This window comes from Micromonospora sp. NBRC 110038 (assembly GCF_020884815.1).
Lineage (GTDB): Bacteria > Actinomycetota > Actinomycetes > Mycobacteriales > Micromonosporaceae > Micromonospora > Micromonospora haikouensis.
Genome location: NZ_BBOL01000011.1, coordinates 178,188 through 199,211, shown reverse-complemented (window position 1 = coordinate 199,211; position 21,024 = coordinate 178,188). Strand labels below are relative to the sequence as shown.

Annotated in this window: 1 protein-coding gene; it reads right to left on the bottom strand. The window is 75.3% G+C overall.

Going from position 1 to position 21,024, the window contains the following annotated elements:
• Positions 1-6: 6 nt before the first annotated feature.
• A complete protein-coding gene (locus LPU61_RS29215) occupies positions 7-21,024 on the bottom strand; it encodes a type I polyketide synthase (RefSeq protein ID WP_229406751.1) in 21,018 nt (7,005 codons plus the stop codon).

Sequence of the window (21,024 nt, the reverse complement as noted above, 5' to 3'; positions counted from 1 at the left end):
GTGCGGTCATGTGTCGGTGTCTCCGAGGGCGATGCGGACCAGATCATCGACATCGGCGTCGATGAGATCGGTTTCCGCGTCCTCGTCCTGCGCGTGGCCGGGATCGGCGGTGCCGTCGGCCAGCCGCAGCACGGCGTCCAGCAGGCCGGCAGCGCGTAGGCGCTCCAGCGGGATGGCCGCGATGGCCTCGCGGATCGCCGCCTCCGGGGTGTCGGCGGTGTCGGCGGGAATGAGCAGCTCCCGCAGGCGCGCCGCGAGCTTGCGGGGGGTCGGGTAGTCGAACAACGTGGTGGCCGGCAGGCGCCATCCGGCCACCTCGCTCAGCCGGTTACGCAGTTCGAGCGCCGTCAGGGAGTCGAAGCCGAGCTCCAGGAAACCGCGGTCGAGGTCGATGGTGGCGGTCTCGCGGTGGCCCAGCGCGACCGCCATCTCCTGGTGGAGGAACTCGAGCAGGATCTCCAGTTGCGCGGCCTCGGTGCGGCCCGCGAGGCGTTCACCCAGCACCGGGCGCCCGGCGTCGTCCGGCCGGCGGGCCGTCCCGCCGACCAGGCCACCCAGGATCACGGGCAGCCGGTTCTCGTCCGCCTGCGCGCGCAGCGTCGGCAGGTCGAAGCGGGCGACCGTCATCGTGGCGTGGTCGGCGCGCAGGGCGGAGTCGAACAACGCCAGACCCTGGCCGGTGTCGAGCGGCAGCATCCCGCCCCGGCCGATGCGGGCCCGGTCGGCGGTCCCCAGCCGCCCGCCCATCGTGCCGGCCGCCGCCCAGATCCCCCAGGCCAGCGACACCGCCGGGAGTCCGAGAGCGCGCCGGTGCTCGGCCAACGCGTCGAGGAACGCGTTGGCCGCCGCGTAGTTGCCCTGGCCGGCCCCGCCGAGCACCCCGGACACCGACGAGAACAGCACGAACCGGGTGCGGCCGAGCCCGGCGGTGAGCTCGTGCAGGTGCCACGCCGCGTCGGCCTTGGGGCGCAGGACCGTGTCGACCCGGTGCGGGGTGAGGGCGGGGAGCGTGGCGTCGTCCAGCACCCCGGCGGTGTGGATGACGGCGGTGAGCGGGTGTGCCGCAGGGATCGAGGCGAGCACGCCGGCCAGGGACTCACGGTCGGCGACGTCGCAGGCGACCACGGTGGCCCGGGTGCCCAGCCGGTCCAGTTCGCCGACCAGCTCGTCCGCTCCGGCCGCGGCGGCGCCGCTGCGGCTGACCAGCAGCAGGTGCCGGACGCCGTGCCGGCGGGCCAGGTGCCGGGCCACGAGCGCGCCGAGCGCACCGGTGCCGCCGGTGACGAGCACCGTCCCGTCCGGGTCGAGCGGCGGGTCGGCGTCCCCGCCCGGTGCGGTGCTGTCGGCGGCGACGAGCCGAGCGGCGTACGCGGTGCCGTCGCGCAGCGCGAGCCAGGGTTCACCGGCGTCCAGCGCGGCGCGTAGCACGGCGGTCGACGCTTCGGTGCCGTCCGTGTCGAGCAGCACGATCCGGCCGGGATTCTCCGTCTGCGCGGCGCGGACCAGCCCGCCCACCGCGGCCCCGGCGAGGTCCGTGACGGTGTCACGGTCCACGGCGGCGACGGCCGACCGGGTCAGCACGCCCAGGCGGGTCCGGGCGAACCGGTCGTCGCCGAGGACCCGTTGCAGCACGTCGAGGGCGCGACGGGTGGCCCGGTGCGCGTCGGCGGCCGCGTCCCCGGTGGTGGTCCCGCCCGGCGCGCAGTCCAGCAGCACCAGCTCCGGCACGGGCTCGTCGTGCCCCAGATCCTGCACCGGCGCAATCGGGGCACCCGTGCCGGCCCGGTCGGCGGGCAACGCGGTCTCGGCCCACGTGACGCGGAACTGCGCCCCGTGCGGCGCGCGACCGGCCTGCTGGAGCTGGCCCGCGGCCAGCTGACGGACCGACAGCGAGGCGATGGCGGCGACCGGGTTGCCGGCCTCGTCGCTCAGCCGCAGCGCGAAGCCCGAACCGGCCGGGGCGAGCCGGACCCGCAGCGAGTCCGGTGCGGCGGCCCGCACGCTGACGCCCGACCAGGCGAAGGGCACCGGGACGCCGGCTTCCGGGTCCAGGTCACGGTAGGCGATGGCGATGGTGTGCAACGCCGCGTCGAGCAGAGCCGGGTGGATGCGGAAGCCGGGAACCGGTGCCCCGTGCAGGCGCACCTCGGCCGACACTTCGTCGCCGTGCCGCCAGGCGTTGCGCAGGCCGCGGAACGCCGGCCCGTAGCCGAACCCCAGGTCGGCGAGCCGCTCGTAGAGCTCCGCGACGTCCACGGGCGTCGCCCCGGCGGGCGGCCACGCGCCGCCGGCGACGCCGGGTGGCTCGGCGGCCGACGCGGGCGCCACGATCCCCTGGCCGTGACCGACCCACGGGTCGCCGGCGGCGCGCGAGCGGATCGTCACGGTGCGCCGGCCGGCCTCGTCGGCGGGCCCGGTCACCAGTTGCACGTGTACCGCCCCGGCGTCCGGCAGCACCAGCGGGGTGGAGACGGTGAGCTCCTCGACCAGGTCGCAGCCGGACTGCTCGCCCACGTACAGGATCAGTTCGAGCAGCGCGCTGGCCGGCACGACACCGCTGCCGTGGACGGCGTGGTCGGCGAGCCACGGCTGGCTCTCCACGGAGATCCGGCCGGTGAACAGGGAGCCCCCGTCCGGCAGTTCCGTCCCGGCGCCGAGGAACGGGTGCGAGGCCCTGTCCATGCCCAGGCCGGCGGGATCGCCCGAGCCGACGGGCCGGCTGAGCCAGAACCGCTCCCGCTGGAACGGGTAGGTCGGCAGCTCCGCGATCCGGCGCGCGCCCGGCAGCAGGGCGGCCAGGTCCACCGGGGCGCCCCGCAGGCGCACCTGGGCCAGGGCGGTGACCACCGACTCCGGCTCCGGCCGGTCCTTGCGCAGCAGGGCGCTGACGAGCGGGCCGGGGAACCTGTCGGCCAGGCAGTCCGGGGTGAGCGACGCCAGCGCGTCCGAGCCCAGCTCCAGGAAGACGCGTGCCCCGGCCTGGTACAGGGTCTCCACACCCTGCGCGAACAGCACCGGCCGCAGCACCTGGTCGACCCAGTAGTCGGGTGCGGCCAGGGCCTGCGGGTCGGCGAAGTCCCCGGTCACCGTGGACACGATCGGGACGACCGGCGCCGAGAAGGTCATCGTCTCGGCGACCGCCCGGAACGCGTCGACCATCGGCGCCATCAGCGGCGAGTGGAAGGCGTGGCTCACCAGCAGCCGCTTCACCCGGCGGCCCCGGGCCGACCACTGCTGCACCACGGACATGACCGCGACCTCGTCACCCGAGACCACCGTGCCGGCGGGACCGTTCACGGCCGCGATGCCGACCGACTCCTTGAGGCCGGCCAGCGACGTGCGTACCTCGTCGGGGTCCGCGCCGATGGCCACCATCGCGCCGTTGCCGGACACCTCGTGCATCAGCCGGCCGCGCGTGGCGACCAGCAGGCAGGCGTCCGCCAGGGACAGGACCCCGGCGACGTGCGCGGCGGCGAACTCGCCGACCGAGTGTCCCAGCAGGAAGTCCGGAACCACCCCGTGGCTGCGGAGCAACCGGTACAGGGCGACCTCGACGGCGAACAGCGCGGGCTGGGTGTACCGGGTCTCGTGCAGCAGGTCCGCCTCGCGGGAACCGGCGGGCGCGAACATCAGCTCCCGCAGCGACCGGCCGAGCAGCGCGTCGAACCGGTCGCACACCTCGTCCAACGCCCGGCGGAACTCGGGATGGGCCGCGTACAGCCCGCTGCCCATCCCCGGCCGCTGCGAGCCCTGCCCGGAGAACATGACGGCGATCGGGCCGGTCTCCCGGGAGCTCTCGCGCACCACGGCGGTCGCGGTCCGCTCGGCGGCGAGAGCGTCGAGCCCGGTCAGCAGTTCCGCGCGGGTACGCCCGACCACGGCGGCCCCGTGCTCCAGGACCGGACGGGTCGCGAGGGAGCGGGCGACGTCGGCCGGGTCGAGCGCCGGGTGCTCCCGGACGAAGGCGCGGAGCCGGTCGGCCTGCGCGGCGAGGGCGGCCTCGGACCTCGCCGACAGCAGCCAGGGTACGACCACCGCGTCCCCGGCCCGGTCAGCGGGCAGGGGCGCCTCGACGTGGGGGTCCGGCGCTTCGCGGGCGTCCTCGGCGGCCTCGAGGATGACGTGGGCGTTGGTTCCGCTGATCCCGAACGCCGAGACCGCCGCCCGCCGCGGCCCGTCGTGCTCCGGCCACGCCCGCGCCTCCCGCAGCACCGCGACGTCGCCGGCGCCCCAGTCGACGTGCGGGGAGAGCGTGTCGGCGTGCAGGGTCCGGGGCAGTTGGCCGTGGCGCAGCGCCTGCACCGTCTTGATGATCCCGGCGACCCCGGCGGCGGCCTGGGCGTGCCCGATGTTCGACTTGACGGACCCCACCCACAGCGGACGCCCGGCCGGACGGTCCTGCCCGTACGTGGCGATCAGCGCCTGCGCCTCGATGGGATCGCCGAGCGGCGTGCCGGTGCCGTGCGCCTCGACCGCGTCCACCTCGGCCGGCCGCAGCCCGGCGTCGGCGAGGGCCTGCCGGATCACCCGCTGCTGGGACGGGCCGTTCGGCGCGGTGAGCCCGTTGCTCGCGCCGTCGGAGTTGACGGCGGAGCCGCGGACCACCGCCAGCACCGTGTGACCGTTGCGGCGCGCGTCCGACAGCCGCTCGACCAGCAGCTGTCCCACCCCCTCCGCCCAGGCCACCCCGTCGGCGCCCTCGGCGAACGCCTTGCACCGGCCGTCCGGGGCGAGCCCGCGCTGCCGGCTGAACTCGACGAACGCGGCGGGCGTGGCCATCACGGTGACCCCGCCGGCGAGCGCCAGGTCGCACTCGCCGGCCCGCAGCGCCTGCACCGCGAGGTGCAGGGTGACCAGCGACGACGAGCACGCCGTGTCCACCGTGAGCGCGGGACCCTCCAGCCCGAACGAGTAGGCGACCCGCCCGGAGGCGATGCTGCCGGCGCTGCCGGTGCCGAGATACCCCTCGTACTCGTCGGCGGAGCCGCTCGCGAGCCGGGCACCGTAGTCGCTGTACATGACGCCGGTGAAGACGCCGGTACGGCTGCCGCGCAGCGTCGCCGGATCGATCCCGGCGTGCTCGAACGCCTCCCAGCTCGTCTCCAGCAGGAGCCGCTGCTGGGGGTCGGCGGCCACGGCGTCGCGCGGGCTCATGCCGAAGAACTGCGCGTCGAACCGGTCCGCGTCGTAGAGGAAGCCGCCCTGTCGGGTGTAGGACTTCCCGGGCCGGTCCGGATCCGGGTCGTACAGGTCGTCGACGTTCCAGTCCCGGTTGCCGGGGAACGGGCCGATGGCGTCCCGCCCGTCGCTGACCAGCCGCCACAGGTCCTGCGGCGAGCCGACGCCGCCGGGGAACCGACAGGCCATCCCGACGATGGCGATCGGTTCGTCGGAGGCCGGCCGGAGGGTCTGGACCCGGGCGGGTTCCGCCTGGCCCCCGTCGAACAGCAGGCCCTCCAGGTACGCGGCCAGCGCGGCCGGGTTCGGGTAGTCGAACACCAGCGTGGCCGGCAACCGGTGCCCGGTCTCGGCGGAGAGCCGGTTGCGCAGGTCGATCGCGGTCAGCGAGGTGAAGCCCAGCTCGTTGAACTCCCGGTCGGCGGCGATGTCGGCGTCGTCGTCGTGGCCGAGGACCGTGGCGACGTGGCGGGACACCGCGTCCAGCAGCAGCCGGCCGCGTTGCTGCCGGCCGGACGCCTGCAGCCGCTGGACGAGCGACGCCCGCTGCGGCGCGCGGCGCGCCGACGCGCCCGCCAGCCCGGACAGCACCGGCGGCAGGTCCGCGCGGTCGGCGGTGCGCAGCGCGGCGCGGTCGAAGCGGAGGGCGAGCAGCACCGGATGCTCCGCCGAGAGCGCGGCGTCGAACAGCCCGAGGTTCTCCTCGGTGGTCAGCGGCGTCAGCGCGGCCTGCCGGACCCGCTGGTCGTCGGCCGTCATGCCGCCGGCGTCCGGCCACGGCCCCCACACCAGGCTGGTGGCGGCAAGCCCGCGCGCGGACCGGTGGTGGGCGAGGGCGTCGAGGCCGGTGTTGGCGGCGGCGTAGTTGGCCTGACCGGGTGTGCCGAGGGTCCCGGCGACCGACGAGAACAGGACGAAGGCGGCGAGGTCCATGGCCGCGGTCAGCTCGTGCAGGTGCCACGCCGCGTCGACCTTGGGTCGCAGCACGGCGTCGAGCCGGTCCGCGGTCAGGTTGGTGAACGTCCGGTCCGCGAGCACCCCGGCGGTGTGCACCACCGCGGTGAGCGGGTGGTCCGGGTCGACGGTGGCCAGCGCGACGCCGAGGGCGGCCCGGTCGGCGGCGTCGCAGGCCACGATGGTGACGTCCGCTCCCTGCGCGGCCAGTTCGGCCCGCAGCCGCTGCGCCCCGGGCGCGTCGCCGCCGCGGCGGCTCAGCAACAGCAGGTGCCGGACGCCGTGCCGGGCGACCAGGTGCCGGGCGACGAGCGCGCCGAGGGCGCCGGTGCCCCCGGTGACCAGGACCGTCCCGTCGGCGTCCAGCGGGGTGCCGGCGGGCTCGCGCAGCGGCGCCTCCGTCACCCGCGGCAGCAGGCACCGACCCGCCCGCACCGCCACCTGCGGCTCGTCGAGGGCGAGCGCGGCGGTGACGGCGTCGGCGGACGCCCCGGTCGCGTCGAGGTCCAGCAGCACGAACCGGCCGGCGTGTTCGGCCTGGGCGCTGCGGACCAGGCCCCAGACGGCGGCGCCCGCCAGGTCCGGGGCGGGATCCTCCGCCCCGGTGGACACCGCGCCCTCGGTGACGACCACCAGCCGGGAGCCGGCCGTACGGTCCTCGGCCAGCCACCGCTGCGCGGCGTCCATGACCTCGGCCAGGGCCGCGCGCACCTGGTCCGGGCCGGGCCCGTCGTGCGGCGGCACGGGGAACAGGACCACGGCGGGCAGCGGGTCCGGCGTGCCCAGCAGGGCGGGCAGGTCGTCGTGGACGTCCGCCGCGCCGGCCAGCGCCGCGCGGAGCCGGTCGGAGCCGCCGAGCAGGCCGATGCCGCCCGGCCCCGGGTGCCGGCCCGCCGGCGCGCCGGTCCAGCCCAGCACGTACGCCGGGGAACGCTGCGCCGCGATCGCGCCGAGCGGCACCCGCCGTACCAGAAGCTCCTCGACCGCCATGACGGGGACGCCGTCGGTGTCGGTGACCGCCAGCGCCAGCGTGTCCGGCCCGGTCACGGTCAGCCTGCTGCGGATCGCCGCCGCATGCCACGAGTACGCGTCGACGCCGCGCCAGGCGAACGGGAGCAGGATCTCCGTGCCGGAGCTGAGCGACGGGTGGTTGGCCGCGAGGGCGTGCATCGCCGCGTCGACCAGCGCCGGATGCAGGCCATCCGCGGTGCCGCCGTCGGGGGCGACCGCCTCGGTGTAGACGGTCGAGCCGTCCCGCCAGGCGCCGCGCAGCCCTTGGAACGCGGGGCCGTACTCGATGCCCGCGCCGGCGAGCGCCTCGTAGAGCCCGTCCAGGTCGATCGGCTCGGCGTCGGGCGGCGGCCAGGCGGCCGGGAAACCGGTGAACGCCCCGGTCTCCCGGTCGCTCAGGGTGCCCGAGACGTGCCGCGTCCACGGGCGTTCGCCGGCCGGGTCGTCGGGCGCGGCGGCGCGCGAGCTGACGGTGAGCGACCGCACGCCGCGCGGATCCGGCCCGGACACCGTCACCTGCAGGTCCACCGGTCCCTGCGGGGGCAGCACCAGCGGGGACTCCATCGTCAGCTCGTCGACGCGGGCACCCCCGACGGTCCGCGCCACGTGCACGGCGATGTCCAGGAACACCGAGCCGGGTACGAGCGCCGCGCCGTTCACGGTGTGCTCGGCGAGCCACGGATGCGTGCTCCGGGAGACCCGGCCGCTCAGCAGCCACCCGCCGTTGTCCGCCAGCGAGGTCGTCGCCTTGAGCAGTTCGTGGTCGCCCACGCCGAGGCCCAGCGCCGCCGGACTGGCGGGCGGGGCGGCCGGCAGCCAGAACCGGCGGCCCTGGAAGGCGTAGTTGGGCAGCGGAACGGTCCGCGCGGCCAGCGGCGCGAAGAATTCCCGCCAGCCGACGGGGGTCCCGTGCGTCCACGCCTGCGCGACGGCGGAGACCAGCGTCGACGCCTGCGGATGGTCCCGGCGCTGCGTGGCGATCCGACGGCCGGCCCCCTCGTCGGCCGGCAGCGCCGTGAGGGCTCCGTCCGGGCCCACCTCCAGGCAGGTGGTGACGCCGAGCGCCCGCACGGCGCGCATCCCGTCGTGGAACCGGACGGGCAGCCGGAGCTGGTCGGTCCAGTACCGGGGGTCGCCGAGCTGCGCCGCCTCCGCCGGACGCCCGGTGCTGGCGGAGATGATCGGCAGGGCCGGCGGCCGGTAGTCCAGGCGGGCGGCCACGTCGTGGAACTCGCCGAGGATCGCGTCCATGTGCGGCGAGTGGAACGCGTGGCTGACCCGCAGCCGCGTCGTCCGGCGGCCGCGCCGCGCCCAGAGCTCCGCGACCTCCGCCACCGCCTCCTCGTCGCCGGAGACCACCGTGGCGTCGGCGGCGTTGACGGCGGCGATCGACACGACGCCGTCCCGGTCGGCGAGCGACTCGGCCACCTCGGCCGCACCGGCCCGGACGGCCACCATCGCGCCGCGCGCCGGGACGCTCTGCATCAGCCGCGCCCGCTCCGCGACGAGCAGGCACGCGTCGTCCAGGTCGAACACGCCGGCTACGTGCGCGGCGGCGAGCTCACCGATGGAGTGCCCGAGCAGGACGTCGGGCCGCATCCCCCAGGATTCGAGGAGCCGGAACAGCGCCACCTCCAGGGCGAAGATCGCCGGCTGGGCGAACCGGGTCTCGTCGAGCAGGGCCGCCTCCGGGGTGCCCGCCGCCGCGAACATCACCGCCCGCAACGGCGCGTCCAGGCGGGCGTCCATGCGCTCGCAGATCTGGTCCAGCTCCGCCGCGAACACCGCATGGCGCTCGTACAGCTCCCGACCCATCCCGGGGTGCTGGCTGCCCTGCCCGGAGAACAGGAACGCGGTGCCGCCGGCCCCGGCCGCCTCGGCGGTGGTGCTCCCGTCGGCGACGTCGCGCAGCGCGGACAGCAGCTCCGCGCGGTCCGTGCCGACCACGGCGGCCCGGTACCGCTGCGCGGCCCGGGCGGTGAGCGACCCGCCGACGTCGACCGGGTGCAGCTCGGGGTGCCCGGTGAGCTGCTCGGCCAGCCGCCCGGCCTGGGCGGCCACCGCCGCCACGGTCCTGCCGGACAACAGCCAGGGCACCGGGACGCCGCCGGGTTCCGGGCGGGGACCGGACCCCACCGGCTCGGCGGCGACGGCGGGATCCCACTCCAGGACGACGTGCGCGTTCGTGCCGCTGATGCCGAACGCCGACACGGCGGAGCGACGGGGACCACCGGTCTCCGGCCACGGACGGTCGGCGGTGAGCAGCCGGACCGCGCCGGCCGACCAGTCCACGTGCGGGGTCGGCTCCTCGACGTGCAGGGTGCGCGGCAACAGCCCGTGCCGCATCGCCTGCACCATCTTGATCACCCCGGCGGCCCCGGCGGCGGCCTGCGCGTGCCCGATGTTGGACTTGACGGACCCGATCCACAGCGGCTCGCCGGCGCGGCGGTCCCGCCCGTACGTGGCGAGCAGGGCCTGGGCCTCGATGGGGTCGCCGAGCGGGGTGCCCGTGCCGTGCGCCTCCACCGCGTCCACGTCGTCCGGGGTCAGCCCGGCGGTGGACAGCGCCTGCCGGATGACCCGCTGTTGGGACGGGCCGTTGGGGGCGGTCAGCCCGTTGCTGGTGCCGTCGGAGTTGACCGCGGTGCCGCGCACCACGGCGAGCACCGGATGCTGGTTGCGCCGCGCGTCCGAGAGCCGTTCCACCAGCAGCAGGCCGGTGCCCTCGCCCCAGGCGGTCCCGTCGGCGTCGGCGCCGAACGGCTTGCACCGGCCGTCCGGGGCGAGCCCGCGTTGCCGGCTGAACTCCACGAAGAGCGTCGGCGCCGCCATGACCGCGACACCGCCGGCCACCGCCAGCTCGCACTCGCCGTTGCGCAGCGCCTGCACGGCCAGGTGCAGCGCCACCAGCGACGACGAGCACGCGGTGTCCACGGTCATCGTCGGGCCTTCGAACCCGAAGGTGTACGCGATCCGGCCCGACGCGACGCTCGTGGTGGAACCGGTGATCAGGTAGCCCTCCGGCCCGGTGTCCCCGGCCCGGGTGTTCAGGCCGTACTCCTGCGCGGCCGCGCCGATGAAGACCCCGGTGGAGCTTCCGCGCAGCGACGTCGGATCGATGGCGGCGTTCTCCAGCACCTCCCACACGGTCTCCAGCAGCAGCCGTTGCTGCGGATCGGTGGCCAGCGCCTCCCGCGGGCTGATCCCGAACAGGTCGGCGTCGAACTCGTCGGCGTCGTGCAGGAAGCCACCCCGCCTGACGTACGTCTTCCCGTGCCGGTCGGGGTCGGGGTGGTACAGCTCGTCGAGGTCCCAGCCCCGGTTGACCGGGAAGTCACCGACCGCGTCGACCCCGTCGGCGACGAGCCGCCACAGGTCGCCGGGGGTGCGCGCGCCGCCGGGGAACCGGCAGGCCATCCCGACGATCACGATCGGGTCGTCGGCCTGGTCCCGGGTGGTGGCCGGTGCCGCGGGCAGCGCCGCCGCCGGGGCGGCCGGGTGGGTGTCGAGCAGCTCCGCGCTCAGCCGGTCGGCGAGGGATTCGATGGTGGGATGGTCGAACACGAGCGTCGCCGGCAGCCGCAGCCCGGTCGCCGCGTTCATCCGGTTGCGCAGTTCCACCGCGGTCAGCGAGTCGAACCCGAGGTCCTTGAAGCTGCGCGCCGCGTCGAGGGCGTCCGGCTGCCCGTGGCCGAGCACCGCCGCGACGTGGGCGCCGATCAGCCCGGTCAGCAGCTCCCGACGCCCGGCCGGGTCGAGCGGCAGCAGCCGCTCGGCGAGGCCGTCGGAGGCGGCGGGACGCTCGGCGGGAGAGACGGCCCGACGGACCGTGGGGCGGGCGAGCGTACGCAGGATCGGTGCGATCGTGTCGTCGGCGGCGTCGACCGTCGCCGGCCGGATCTTCGCGAGCAGCAGCGGCGTCGCGTCCGCGACCGCGAGCGCGGCGTCGAACATGGCCATGCCCTGCTCGGTGGTGATGGCCGCCGCGTGGCGGGTCAGCCGGGCCTTGCCGGCGCCGTCCAGCCCGGCGGTCATCGTGCTGGTCTCCGCCCACAGGCCCCACGCCAGCGAGTCGGCGGGCAGCCCGCGCGACCGGCGGTGGGCGGCGAGCGCGTCCACGAACGTGTTCGCCGCCGCGTAGGTCGACTGGCCCGGATTGCCGATGATGCCGGCGGCGGAGGAGAACAGGACGAACGACCGCAGCGGCAGGTGCTCGGTCAGCGTGTGCAGGTGCCAGGCGGCGTCGGCCTTGGGCCGCAGGACCGCGTCGGCCTGCTCGGCGGTGAGCGCGCCGAGCACGCCGTCCTCCAGCACGCCGGCGGTGTGCACCAGCGCCGTCAGCGGATGCTCGGCCGGGACGGCGGCCAGCAGGCCGGCGAGCGCCTCGCGGTCGGCGGTGTCGCACGCGGCCACGGTCACGTCGGCGCCCGCCGCGACCAGCTCGTCGCGCAACGCTCCGGCCCCGTCGGCGGCGATGCCGCGGCGGCTGGTGAGCAGCAGGCGCCGCACCCCGTGCGCCGTCACCAGGTGGCGGGCCAGGTGCGCGCCGATCGTCCCGGTGCCGCCGGTGATCAGCACGGTGCCCGCCGGGTCGAAGGAGAAGCCGGCCGCGCCGTCGTCGGGCTGGATGGCGGCGAGCCGGGGGACCAGGCAGACACCCTCACGCAGGACGACCTGGTAGCTGTCCGTCGCGAGCGCGGCCCGCAGGGACGCCGGCGTCGCGGTGTCGTCGAGGTCGGCCAGCACGAACCGGTCGGGCTCCTCCCACCAGGCGGCGCGCAGCAGGCCCCAGACGGTCGAGCCGGGCAGGTCGCGCACGGCGTCGCCGGGCCGCGCCGCGATCGCGCCGCGGGTGAGGACGACCAGCCGGGAGCCGGCGAGCCGGGGGTCGGCGAGCCAGCCCTGGACCGTGCCCAGGACCCGCCGCGTCACCTCGTGGGCCCGCGCCGCCGGGTCGGTGCCGGCGTCGTCGGGGCCGCTGTGGCAGGTCAGTAGTACGACCTCCGGTGCGGCGGCCCCGGCGTCCAACTCCCGGGCGAGGTCGGCCAGCCCCGGATGCCGGGGGAGCCCGGCGAAGGCCGGATCCGCCCCGGCGGCGCCGTCGCCGAGGACCGCCCAGCGGGACAGGTCGCCGGCCGGCGCGGGCGGCGCCTCGGCGCGGACCCAGTCGGTGCGGAAGATCGAGTTGTGTAGCGGGCTGGGCGCGGCCAGCTGGCCGGGGTCAAGTTCCCGCAGTCGCAGCCGCGCGACGGTGAGCACGGGCCGCCCGGTGCCGTCGGCCATGTCGAGCGCGACCGTGGTGTCGTCGACCCGGGTGGTGCGGACCCGCAGCCGGGTGGCCCCGGTCGCGTGCAGCGTGACGTCCGACCAGGAGAACGGCAGCCGCACCGGGGTGTGCGCCGGGTCGAGGTTCACGCCCACCGCCGTCGTGTGCAGCGCGGCGTCGAGCAGCGCCGGGTGGACCGTGAACCCGTCCGGGTCGGCCTGCTCCGGCAGCTCCACCTCCGCGTAGAAGGCGTCGCCGGCTTGCCAGGCGGCCCGCAGCCCCCGGAACGTCGGGCCGTACAGGTACCCGAGGCCCGCGAGGTCGCCGTAGAACTGGTCCAGCCGCACCGGTTGCGCCCCGGGCGGCGGCCACGCGCCGTCGAGCACCGCGGGCGTCCCGTGCGCGTCCCCGCTGATCGTGCCCACGGCGTGCCGGGTCCACGGGTGGTCGGGGTCGCCGGCCGGGCGCGAGTGGACGGTGACGGTGTGCCGGCCGTCCGCCTCGGGCGCGGTGGCGACGTGCAGCCGCAGGGCGCCGCTGTCCGGCAGGACGAGCGGGTGCTCCAGCGTGAGCTCCTCCACGTGCGTGCTGCCGCGGCGTTCGGCGGCGTGCAGCGCCAGGTCGAGGAACGCGGTGCCGGGCAGCAGGACGGTGTCGCGTACGGCGTGGTCGGCCAGCCACGGGTGCAGGGCGGTGGACACCTGCCCGACGAAGATCTCCCCCCGGTCGTCCGGCTGGTCGAGCCGGCCGCCGACGAACGGGTGCCCGCTGGGGCCGTCGCCGAACGCGGCCGTGGCGATCCTCGGCTTCACCCAGTAGTGGTGGTGTTGGAAGGGGTAGGTGGGGAGGTGGGGGGTGGTGTGTGGGGTGGGGGTGGGTTGGTGGGGGGTGAGTCCGGTGGTGTGGGCGTGGGCGAGGGCGTGTGCGAGTTGGGTGGGGGCGGGTTGGTTGCGGTGGAGGGTGGGGATGGTGGTGGCTTTGGTGGTGGTGGTGTCGATGGTGTGTTGGATGGGTGTGGTGAGGACGGGGTGGGGGCTGGTTTCGATGTAGTGGGTGTGTCCGGTGTTGAGGAGGTGGGTGATGGTGGTGTGGAGTTGGACGGGTTGGCGGAGGTTGTCGTACCAGTAGTGGTTGTTGAGGGTGGGTGTGGTGTGGGGGTGGGTGGTGGAGTGGAAGGGGATGGTGGGGGTGGTGGGGGTGATGTCGGCGAGGGTGGTGAGGAGGTGGTTGCGGAGTTGGTCGATGTGGGGGCTGTGGGAGGCGTATCCGATGGGGATGGGGCGGGCTTGGATGCCTTGTTGGTGGTAGTGGGTGATGAGTGTGTGGAGGGTTTCGAGGTCGCCGGTGATGACGGTGTTGTGGGGGCTGTTGTGGGCGGCGATGGTGAGGGTGGGGTGGTGTTGGAGGTGGGTGGTGACGGTGTCGGGGGGTAGGGGGATGGCGGCCATGCCGCCGGTGCCGGTGAGGGTGTGGGCGGTGAGGCCGCGGTGGGTGATGATTTTGGCGGCGTCGTTGAGGGTGAGGGCGCCGGCGATGTGGGCGGCGGCGATTTTTCGCCTTTGGGAGTGGCCGATGACGGCGTCGGGTGTGATGCCGTGGTGTTGCCAGGTGCGGGCGAGGGCGACGGTGATGGCGAAGATGGCGGGTTGGACGACGTCGACGCGGTCGAGGTCGGGTGCGTGGGGTGTCTGGTGGAGGACGTCGAGGAGGGACCAGCCGGTGTGGGGTTGGAGTGCGGTGTCGCAGGCGTGGAGGTGGTGGGCGAAGGTGGGTGAAGCGGTGTAGAGGTCGAGGCCCATGTGGGGGTATTGGCTGCCTTGGCCGGGGAAGACGAAGACGGTTTTGCCGGTGAGGGGGGTGCCTTGGATGAGTCGGTGGTGGGGGGTGTTCCCGGCTAGGGCGGTGAGGGCCTCGGTGAGTTCTTCGCGGGTGGTGCCGACGATGGCGGCGCGGTGAGACAGAAGCGTCCGGGTGGCCAACGCTGCCGCGGTGTCGGCGGCGGTCAACTCGGGGTGGGTGGTGAGGTGGTGCAGCAAACGTTGGGCGTGGGTGTGTAGGGCGGTGGGGGTTTTCGCGGAGAGCATCCACGTGACGGGGGTGTCCTGGTCCGCTGGCTGAGCGTCGGTGGGTGTGGTGGCTGGTGGTGCTTGTTCGAGGATGATGTGGGCGTTGGTGCCGCTGATGCCGAAGGAGGAGACGGCGGCGCGGCGGGGCCGCCCCTGTTCGGGCCAGGGTTGGGTGTCGGTGAGTAGCGACACGTTGCCGGTGGTCCAGTCGACGTGGGGGGTGGGGGCGTCGACGTGGAGGGTCTTCGGCAGGATGCCGTGCCGGATGGCCTGGATCATCTTGATGATGCCCGCGACGCCGGCCGCGCCGGCCGCATGACCCATGTTCGACTTGATGCTGCCGAGCCAGAGGGGTTGGTCGCGGTTCTGGCCGTAGGTGGCGAGCAGTGCTTGGGCTTCGATGGGGTCGCCGAGTTTCGTGCCGGTGCCGTGGGCTTCGACGGCGTCGACGTCGGTGGGGGTGAGGCCGGCGGTGGTGAGGGCCTGTCGGATGACGCGTTGTTGGGCGGGGCCGTTGGGTGCGGAGAGTTGGCTGGTGGTGCCGTCCTGGTTGACGGCGCTGCCGCGGACGACGGCGAGGATGCGGTGGCCGTGGCGTTGGGCGTCGGAGAGCCGCTCGACCAGCAGCAGACCCACACCCTCCGACCAGGACGTCCCGTCGGCGCCCGCCGCGAACGACTTCGCCCGCCCGTCGGGGGCCAGCCCGCGCTGGCGGCTGAACTCCACGAACGACGCCGGGGTCGCCAGCACCGACACGCCGCCGGCCAGGGCGAGGTCGCATTCGCCGCTGCGGAGGGCCTGGACGGCCAGGTGCAACGCCACCAGCGACGACGAGCACGCCGTGTCCAGCGAGATCGCGGGACCCTCGAAACCGTACGTGTAGGACAACCGCCCGGACAGGATGCTCGCCGAGTTGCCGACGATCAGGTAACCCTCGAGGCTCTCGTTCCCGGCGACGAGCGTCCCGTAGTCGCGGTCGTGGGTGCCGGTGAAGACGCCGGTGCGGCTGCCGCGCAGCGACTCCGGGTCGATGCCCGCGTTCTCGAACGTCTCCCAACTCGTCTCCAACAGCAGCCGCTGCTGCGGATCCATCGCCAGCGCCTCACGCGGGCTGATCCCGAAGAAGTCCGCGTCGAACAGCGGGGCGTCGTGCAGGAACCCGCCGGTCCGGACGTACGACGTGCCGGGGTGCTCGGGGTCGGGATCGTACAGCGCGTCGAGGTCCCAGCCCCGGTCGGTCGGGAACTCGGTGATCGCGTCGCGGCCGTCGGCCACCAGCTGCCACAGGTCCTCCGGGGACCGGACGCCACCGGGGTAGCGGCAGCCCATCCCGACGATCACGATCGGCTCGTCGTCCATCGGCTTCGCCGACAGCGGTACGGCCGTGACGTCCTGCGTGCCGAGCAGTTCGGACCGCAGGTGCGCGGCCATGGCGGTGGCGGTCGGGTAGTCGAACAGCAGCGTCGCGGGCAGCGTGAGCTGCGTCGCCTCCTGCAGGCGGTTGCGCAGTCCGACCGCGGTGAGCGAGTCGAAGCCCAGCTCCTGCAGCGGCCGGGTGGGGGCGATCGAGCCCGGGTTCTCGTGGCCGAGAACGGCGGCGATCTGGGTCAGGACCAGGTCGAGGACGATCCGCGTCTGCTCCGGCTCCGGCCTGCCGCGCAGCTGGCGGCCCAGCGCGGGGCCGCCGACGCCGGTGGGGGCGGCCGGGGCCGGTACGAGGTCCCGAAACACCGTCGGCAGAGTCATCGACCGGGCATGTCGGCGCAGCTCGGCCTGGTCGAGGGCGACGGGGAGCAGCCCGGCGTGCCGGCTGTCCGTCAGGCCGAGCTCCACCACGGCGAGCAGGTGTGCGACGGGCACCGCCCGGAGGCCGTGGCGGGACTCGCGTACCGGATCGGTGTCGTCGGGTCCGCGCCACGGTCCCCAGCCGATGCTGAGCGCGGCGAGCCCACGGGCGCGCCGGTGCCGGGCGAGGGCCTTGAGGAACGCGCCGGTGGCCGCCCGGTCGCCGCCGCCGGGCGTGCCGAGGATCCCCCCGGCGGGGCCGAGGAGCACGAACGCGCGCAGGTCGGTGCCCTCGGCGAGGTCGTGCAGGTGCCAGGCGAGGGCGGGCTGGAGGTGCGAGGCCGCCCCGGCGCGGTCCGCAGCGCCGCCGGCCGGCGGGCCGTCGCCTGCGTCGCCGATGAACACCACGGCGGTCGGCGGATGCTCCGGCGCGACGGCGGCGAGCAGGGCCGCGACTCCGGCCCGGTCGCTGATCTCATCCGGTACGACCGTCACGGTCACGCCCGAGGCGGTCAGCTCGGCGGTGTCCGGGGCGGCGACACCCGGGGCCCGGCCCAGCACGAGCCGACGGATCCCGTGGCCGGCGGTGAGCTGCCGGACGACCGGGCCGGCGTTGCCGTCGCCGCCGACCAGGACGACCACCGAGCCCGCGGGGTCGAGCGGCGGCCCGGCCGGGGACCCAGCGGTGTCGACCGGCACCCGGGAGAGCCGGGCGGCGAACAGCGTGCTGCCCCGGACGGCGAGCTGGTCCTCCCTGGCGGCGAGCGCGGCCCGTAGCGAGCTGACGGTGAGTTCGTCCTCGGTGTCGACCAGCGCCAGCCGTCCCGGGTGCTCGCCCTGCAGCGAACGGAGCATCCCCCACAGGGCGGCCTGCCCGAGGTCACCGACGTCCTCCCCGTCGGTCGTGGCGACCGCGCCCCGGGTCACGACGACCAGCCGGGACGCGCCGAACCGTTCCTCGGCCAGCCAGCGCCGCGCGCTGTCGGCGAGCGCGGTGACCTGCCCGCCCACGCTCGGGTACGGTTCCGGCCCGCCCTGCGGCGCCGCGACGACCACCGCCCCGGGGACCACGACCTCCTCGCCGACGGCGCGCGTCCACGCGGCGAGGTCCGGGTGCCGGTCACCCGGCAGCCCACCGAGCGCGTCGTCGTCGCCGACGAGCGCCCACCGGGTCTCGTCCGTCGCCGGGGCCGCCGCCAGCGACACCCAGCCGAGCCGGTACGCGACGTCGGCCGGGCGCAGCTCGTCGGCCGTCAGCGGGCGGAGGACGACCGCGCCGATCGTGGACACCACCGCGCCGGAGGCGTCGCTGACCAGCACCGAGGCCCTGTCCGGCGCGGTGCGGGTGAGCGCGACCCGAAGCTCGCGTACCCCGGGCCGGACGACGGTGACGTCCTCCCAGCCGGCGGCCGTCCACAGCTGCTCCGCCGGCTCACCGGCCGCGACCAGGGCGACCTGCATGAGCCGGGGGTCGAGCAGATAGCCGCCCGGGGCGTCGTCGGGCAGGCGTACCTCGGCGTATCCGGTGTCGCCGGACCGCCACGCCGCGACCAGGCCGGCGAGGAACCCGTCGCCGTCGCGCCCGAGGCCGGTGAGCCGGTCCGCCAGGTCGCCGACGTCCACGGGGGTCGCGTCGGCCGGCGGCCACGGGGTCGCCGTACCCGGATCCGCGTCGGCCCCGACGGCCAGGACCGCCGTGGCGCACCGGGTCCAGGGCTGGTCGGCATGGTCGCCGACGCGGGAATGGACGGTGACCCGGGCGCGCGCCGGGTCCTCGTGCGGGGCCACCGTGACGTGCAGCCGGGTGGGCGCGTCGCCGGGCAGCGGGAGCAGCCGCTCGACGGTGAGCTGCTCGATCCGGTCGAAGCCGGCTTCCGCGCCCGCCGCCAGCACCAGATCCGGGAAGGCCGTGTCGGGCAGCACGGTGACGTCGTGCACGCGGTGCGCGGCGAGCCAGGGATGGGCGGCGGCCGTGATCTCACCGGTGACGATGCGGCCGGCGTCGTCCGGCAGCTCCATGGCGTTGCCGACGAGCGGATGCCGGCGGTGGTCACCGCGTGCGCCCGAGCCGCCGACGGGGTGCAGCCAGTACGTCCGGCGCTGGAACGGATAGGTGGGCAGCTCGACCCGCCGGGCGGGCCCGAAGAACGCCGCCCAGTCGACCCGCACCCCGTGGCTGTGCAGCCGCCCGAGGCCGGTGACCAGCTCGGTGACCTCCGGCCGGTCCCGGCGCATCAGCGGTACGAACGCGGCGTCGGCCGTGGTTTCCGGCCCCGCCGTGGACAGCACCGCGTCGGGTCCCAGCTCGACGAACGTGGTGACCCCACGGGTACGCAGGGCGCGTACCGCGTCCGCGAAGCGCACCGTCGCCATGACGTGGCCCACCCAGTACTCCGCCGTTGCCCAGTCCGTGGACGGCTCCCCGGTGACGGTGGAGACGACCGGGATGGTGGGCGCGCCGTACGAGAGCCCCTCGGCCACCGCGCGGAACCGGTCCAGCATGGGCTCCATCAGGGGCGAGTGGAACGCGTGCGACACGCGCAGCCCGGTGGTCCTGCGCCCGAGCGCGGAGAAGTGCGCGACGACGGCGGCGACGGCGTCGTGGTCCCCGGACACCACCACCGACTGCGGGCCGTTGACCGCGGCGAGCCCCACGGCCCCGGACAACACGGGCCGCACCTCGTCGGCCGTGGCCCGCACGGCGGCCATCGCGCCGCCCTCGGGCAGGGCCTGCATCAGCTGCCCCCGGGCGGCGACCAGCGCCGCCGCGTCGGCCAGGGAGAACACCCCGGCGACGTGGGCGGCCGCGATCTCGCCGACGGAGTGCCCGGCCACGAAGTCCGGCCGGACGCCCCACGACTCGGCCAGGCGGAACAGCGCCACCTCGATCGCGAAGAGCAGGGCCTGCGCGTGCTCGGTGCGCTGCACCGCGTCCGCGTCGGAGCCCCACACGACGTCCCGGAGCGGGACGGCGTAGTGGCCGTCCAGCTCGGCGAGGACGGCGTCGAGACACCGGGCGAAGGACGGGAAACGCTCGTACAGCTCACGGCCCATGCCGAGCCGCTGGGCACCCTGCCCGGTGAACAGGAACGCGACCTTGCCCTCGACGGCGCGTACGGGTGGCGTCGCGGCGCTCGCCGCCGCCTCCAGAGCGGCGGCGAGTTCGGCGCGCTCACCGCCGACGACGACGGCCCGGTAGGTCAGCGCGGCGCGGTCGGTCGCCAGCGCCCGCCCGGCGGCGGCGAGGTCCCCGTCCGGCAGCGTGTCGAGAAGGGCCCGCAGCGCGGCGGCGTGTGCGCGCAGCGCCTCCGGGCTGCGACCGGACAGCGCCCATGGCACCGGCGTCGTGGCCCCGTCGCCGGCAGGGGCTTCCTCGGTTACGGCGGGTGCCTGTTCGAGGATGACGTGGGCGTTGGTGCCGCTGATGCCGAAGGAGGAGATGGCGGCGCGGCGGGGCCGCCCCTGGTCGGGCCATTGCTGGGGTTCGGTGAGGAGTTGGATGTTGCCGGTGGTCCAGTCGACGTGGGGGGTGGGTGCGTCGACGTGGAGGGTTTTCGGCAGGACCCCGTGGTGCATGGCCTGGATCATCTTGATGATGCCGGCGACGCCGGCGGCGGCTTGGGTGTGGCCGATGTTGGATTTGATGCTGCCGAGCCAGAGGGGTTGTTTCCGGTCCTGGCCGTAGGTGGCCAGGAGTGCCTCGGCCTCGATCGGGTCGCCCAGCGTCGTGCCGGTGCCGTGCGCCTCCATGACGTCGACGTCCGCCGGGGCGAGGCGGGCCTCGGCCAACACCTGGCGGATCAGCCGCTCCTGGGACGGGCCGTTGGGCGCGGTGAGGCCGTTCGAGGCGCCGTCCTGGTTCACGGCGGAGCCGCGGACGACGGCGAGGATGCGGTGGCCGTTGCGTTGGGCGTCGGAGAGCCGTTCGACAAGCAGCAGTCCCACGCCCTCGCTCCACGCCGCACCGTCGGCGCTCGCGGCGAACGACTTCGACCGCCCGTCGGGGGCCAGGCCGCGCTGGCGGCTGAACTCGGTGAAGGCGGCCGGGGTGGCCATGACGGTGACGCCACCGGCCAGGGCCAGGTCGCATTCGCCGTTGCGCAGGGCCTGGACGGCCAGGTGCAACGCCACCAGCGACGACGAGCACGCCGTGTCGACCGAGATGGCCGGGCCCTCGAACCCGAACGCGTAGGACACCCGGCCCGAGGCGAGGCTGCCCGCGCTGCCGGTGCCCAGATACCCCTCGAAGCCGTCGGGCGAGGTCTCCGCCAGGCGGTTGCCGTAGTCGTCGTACATGACGCCGGTGAAGACGCCGGTGTGGGTGCCGCGCAGGGTGGTGGGGTCGATGCCGGCGTGTTCGAGGGTTTCCCAGGTGGTTTCGAGGAGGAGGCGTTGTTGGGGGTCGGTGGCGAGGGCTTCGCGGGGGCTCATGCCGAAGAAGTCGGGGTCGAAGTCGGCGGCGTCGTAGAGGAAGCCGCCGTGGCGGGTGTAGCTGGTGCCGGGGTGGTCGGGGTCGGGGTGGTAGAGGGTGTCGAGGTTCCAGCCGCGGTCGGTGGGGAACTCGCCGATGGCGTCGGTGCCGTTGAGGACGAGTTGCCACAGGTCGTGGGGGGAGCGGATGCCGCCGGGGTAGCGGCAGCCCATCCCCACGATCGCCACCGGCTCGCTGCCCCGGGACTCCAGCTCCTGCAGACGGGCCCGCGTCGTCTGAAGGTCTGCGGTCACGCGCTTGAGGTACTCCCGCAGCTTCTCTTCGATGTTCAT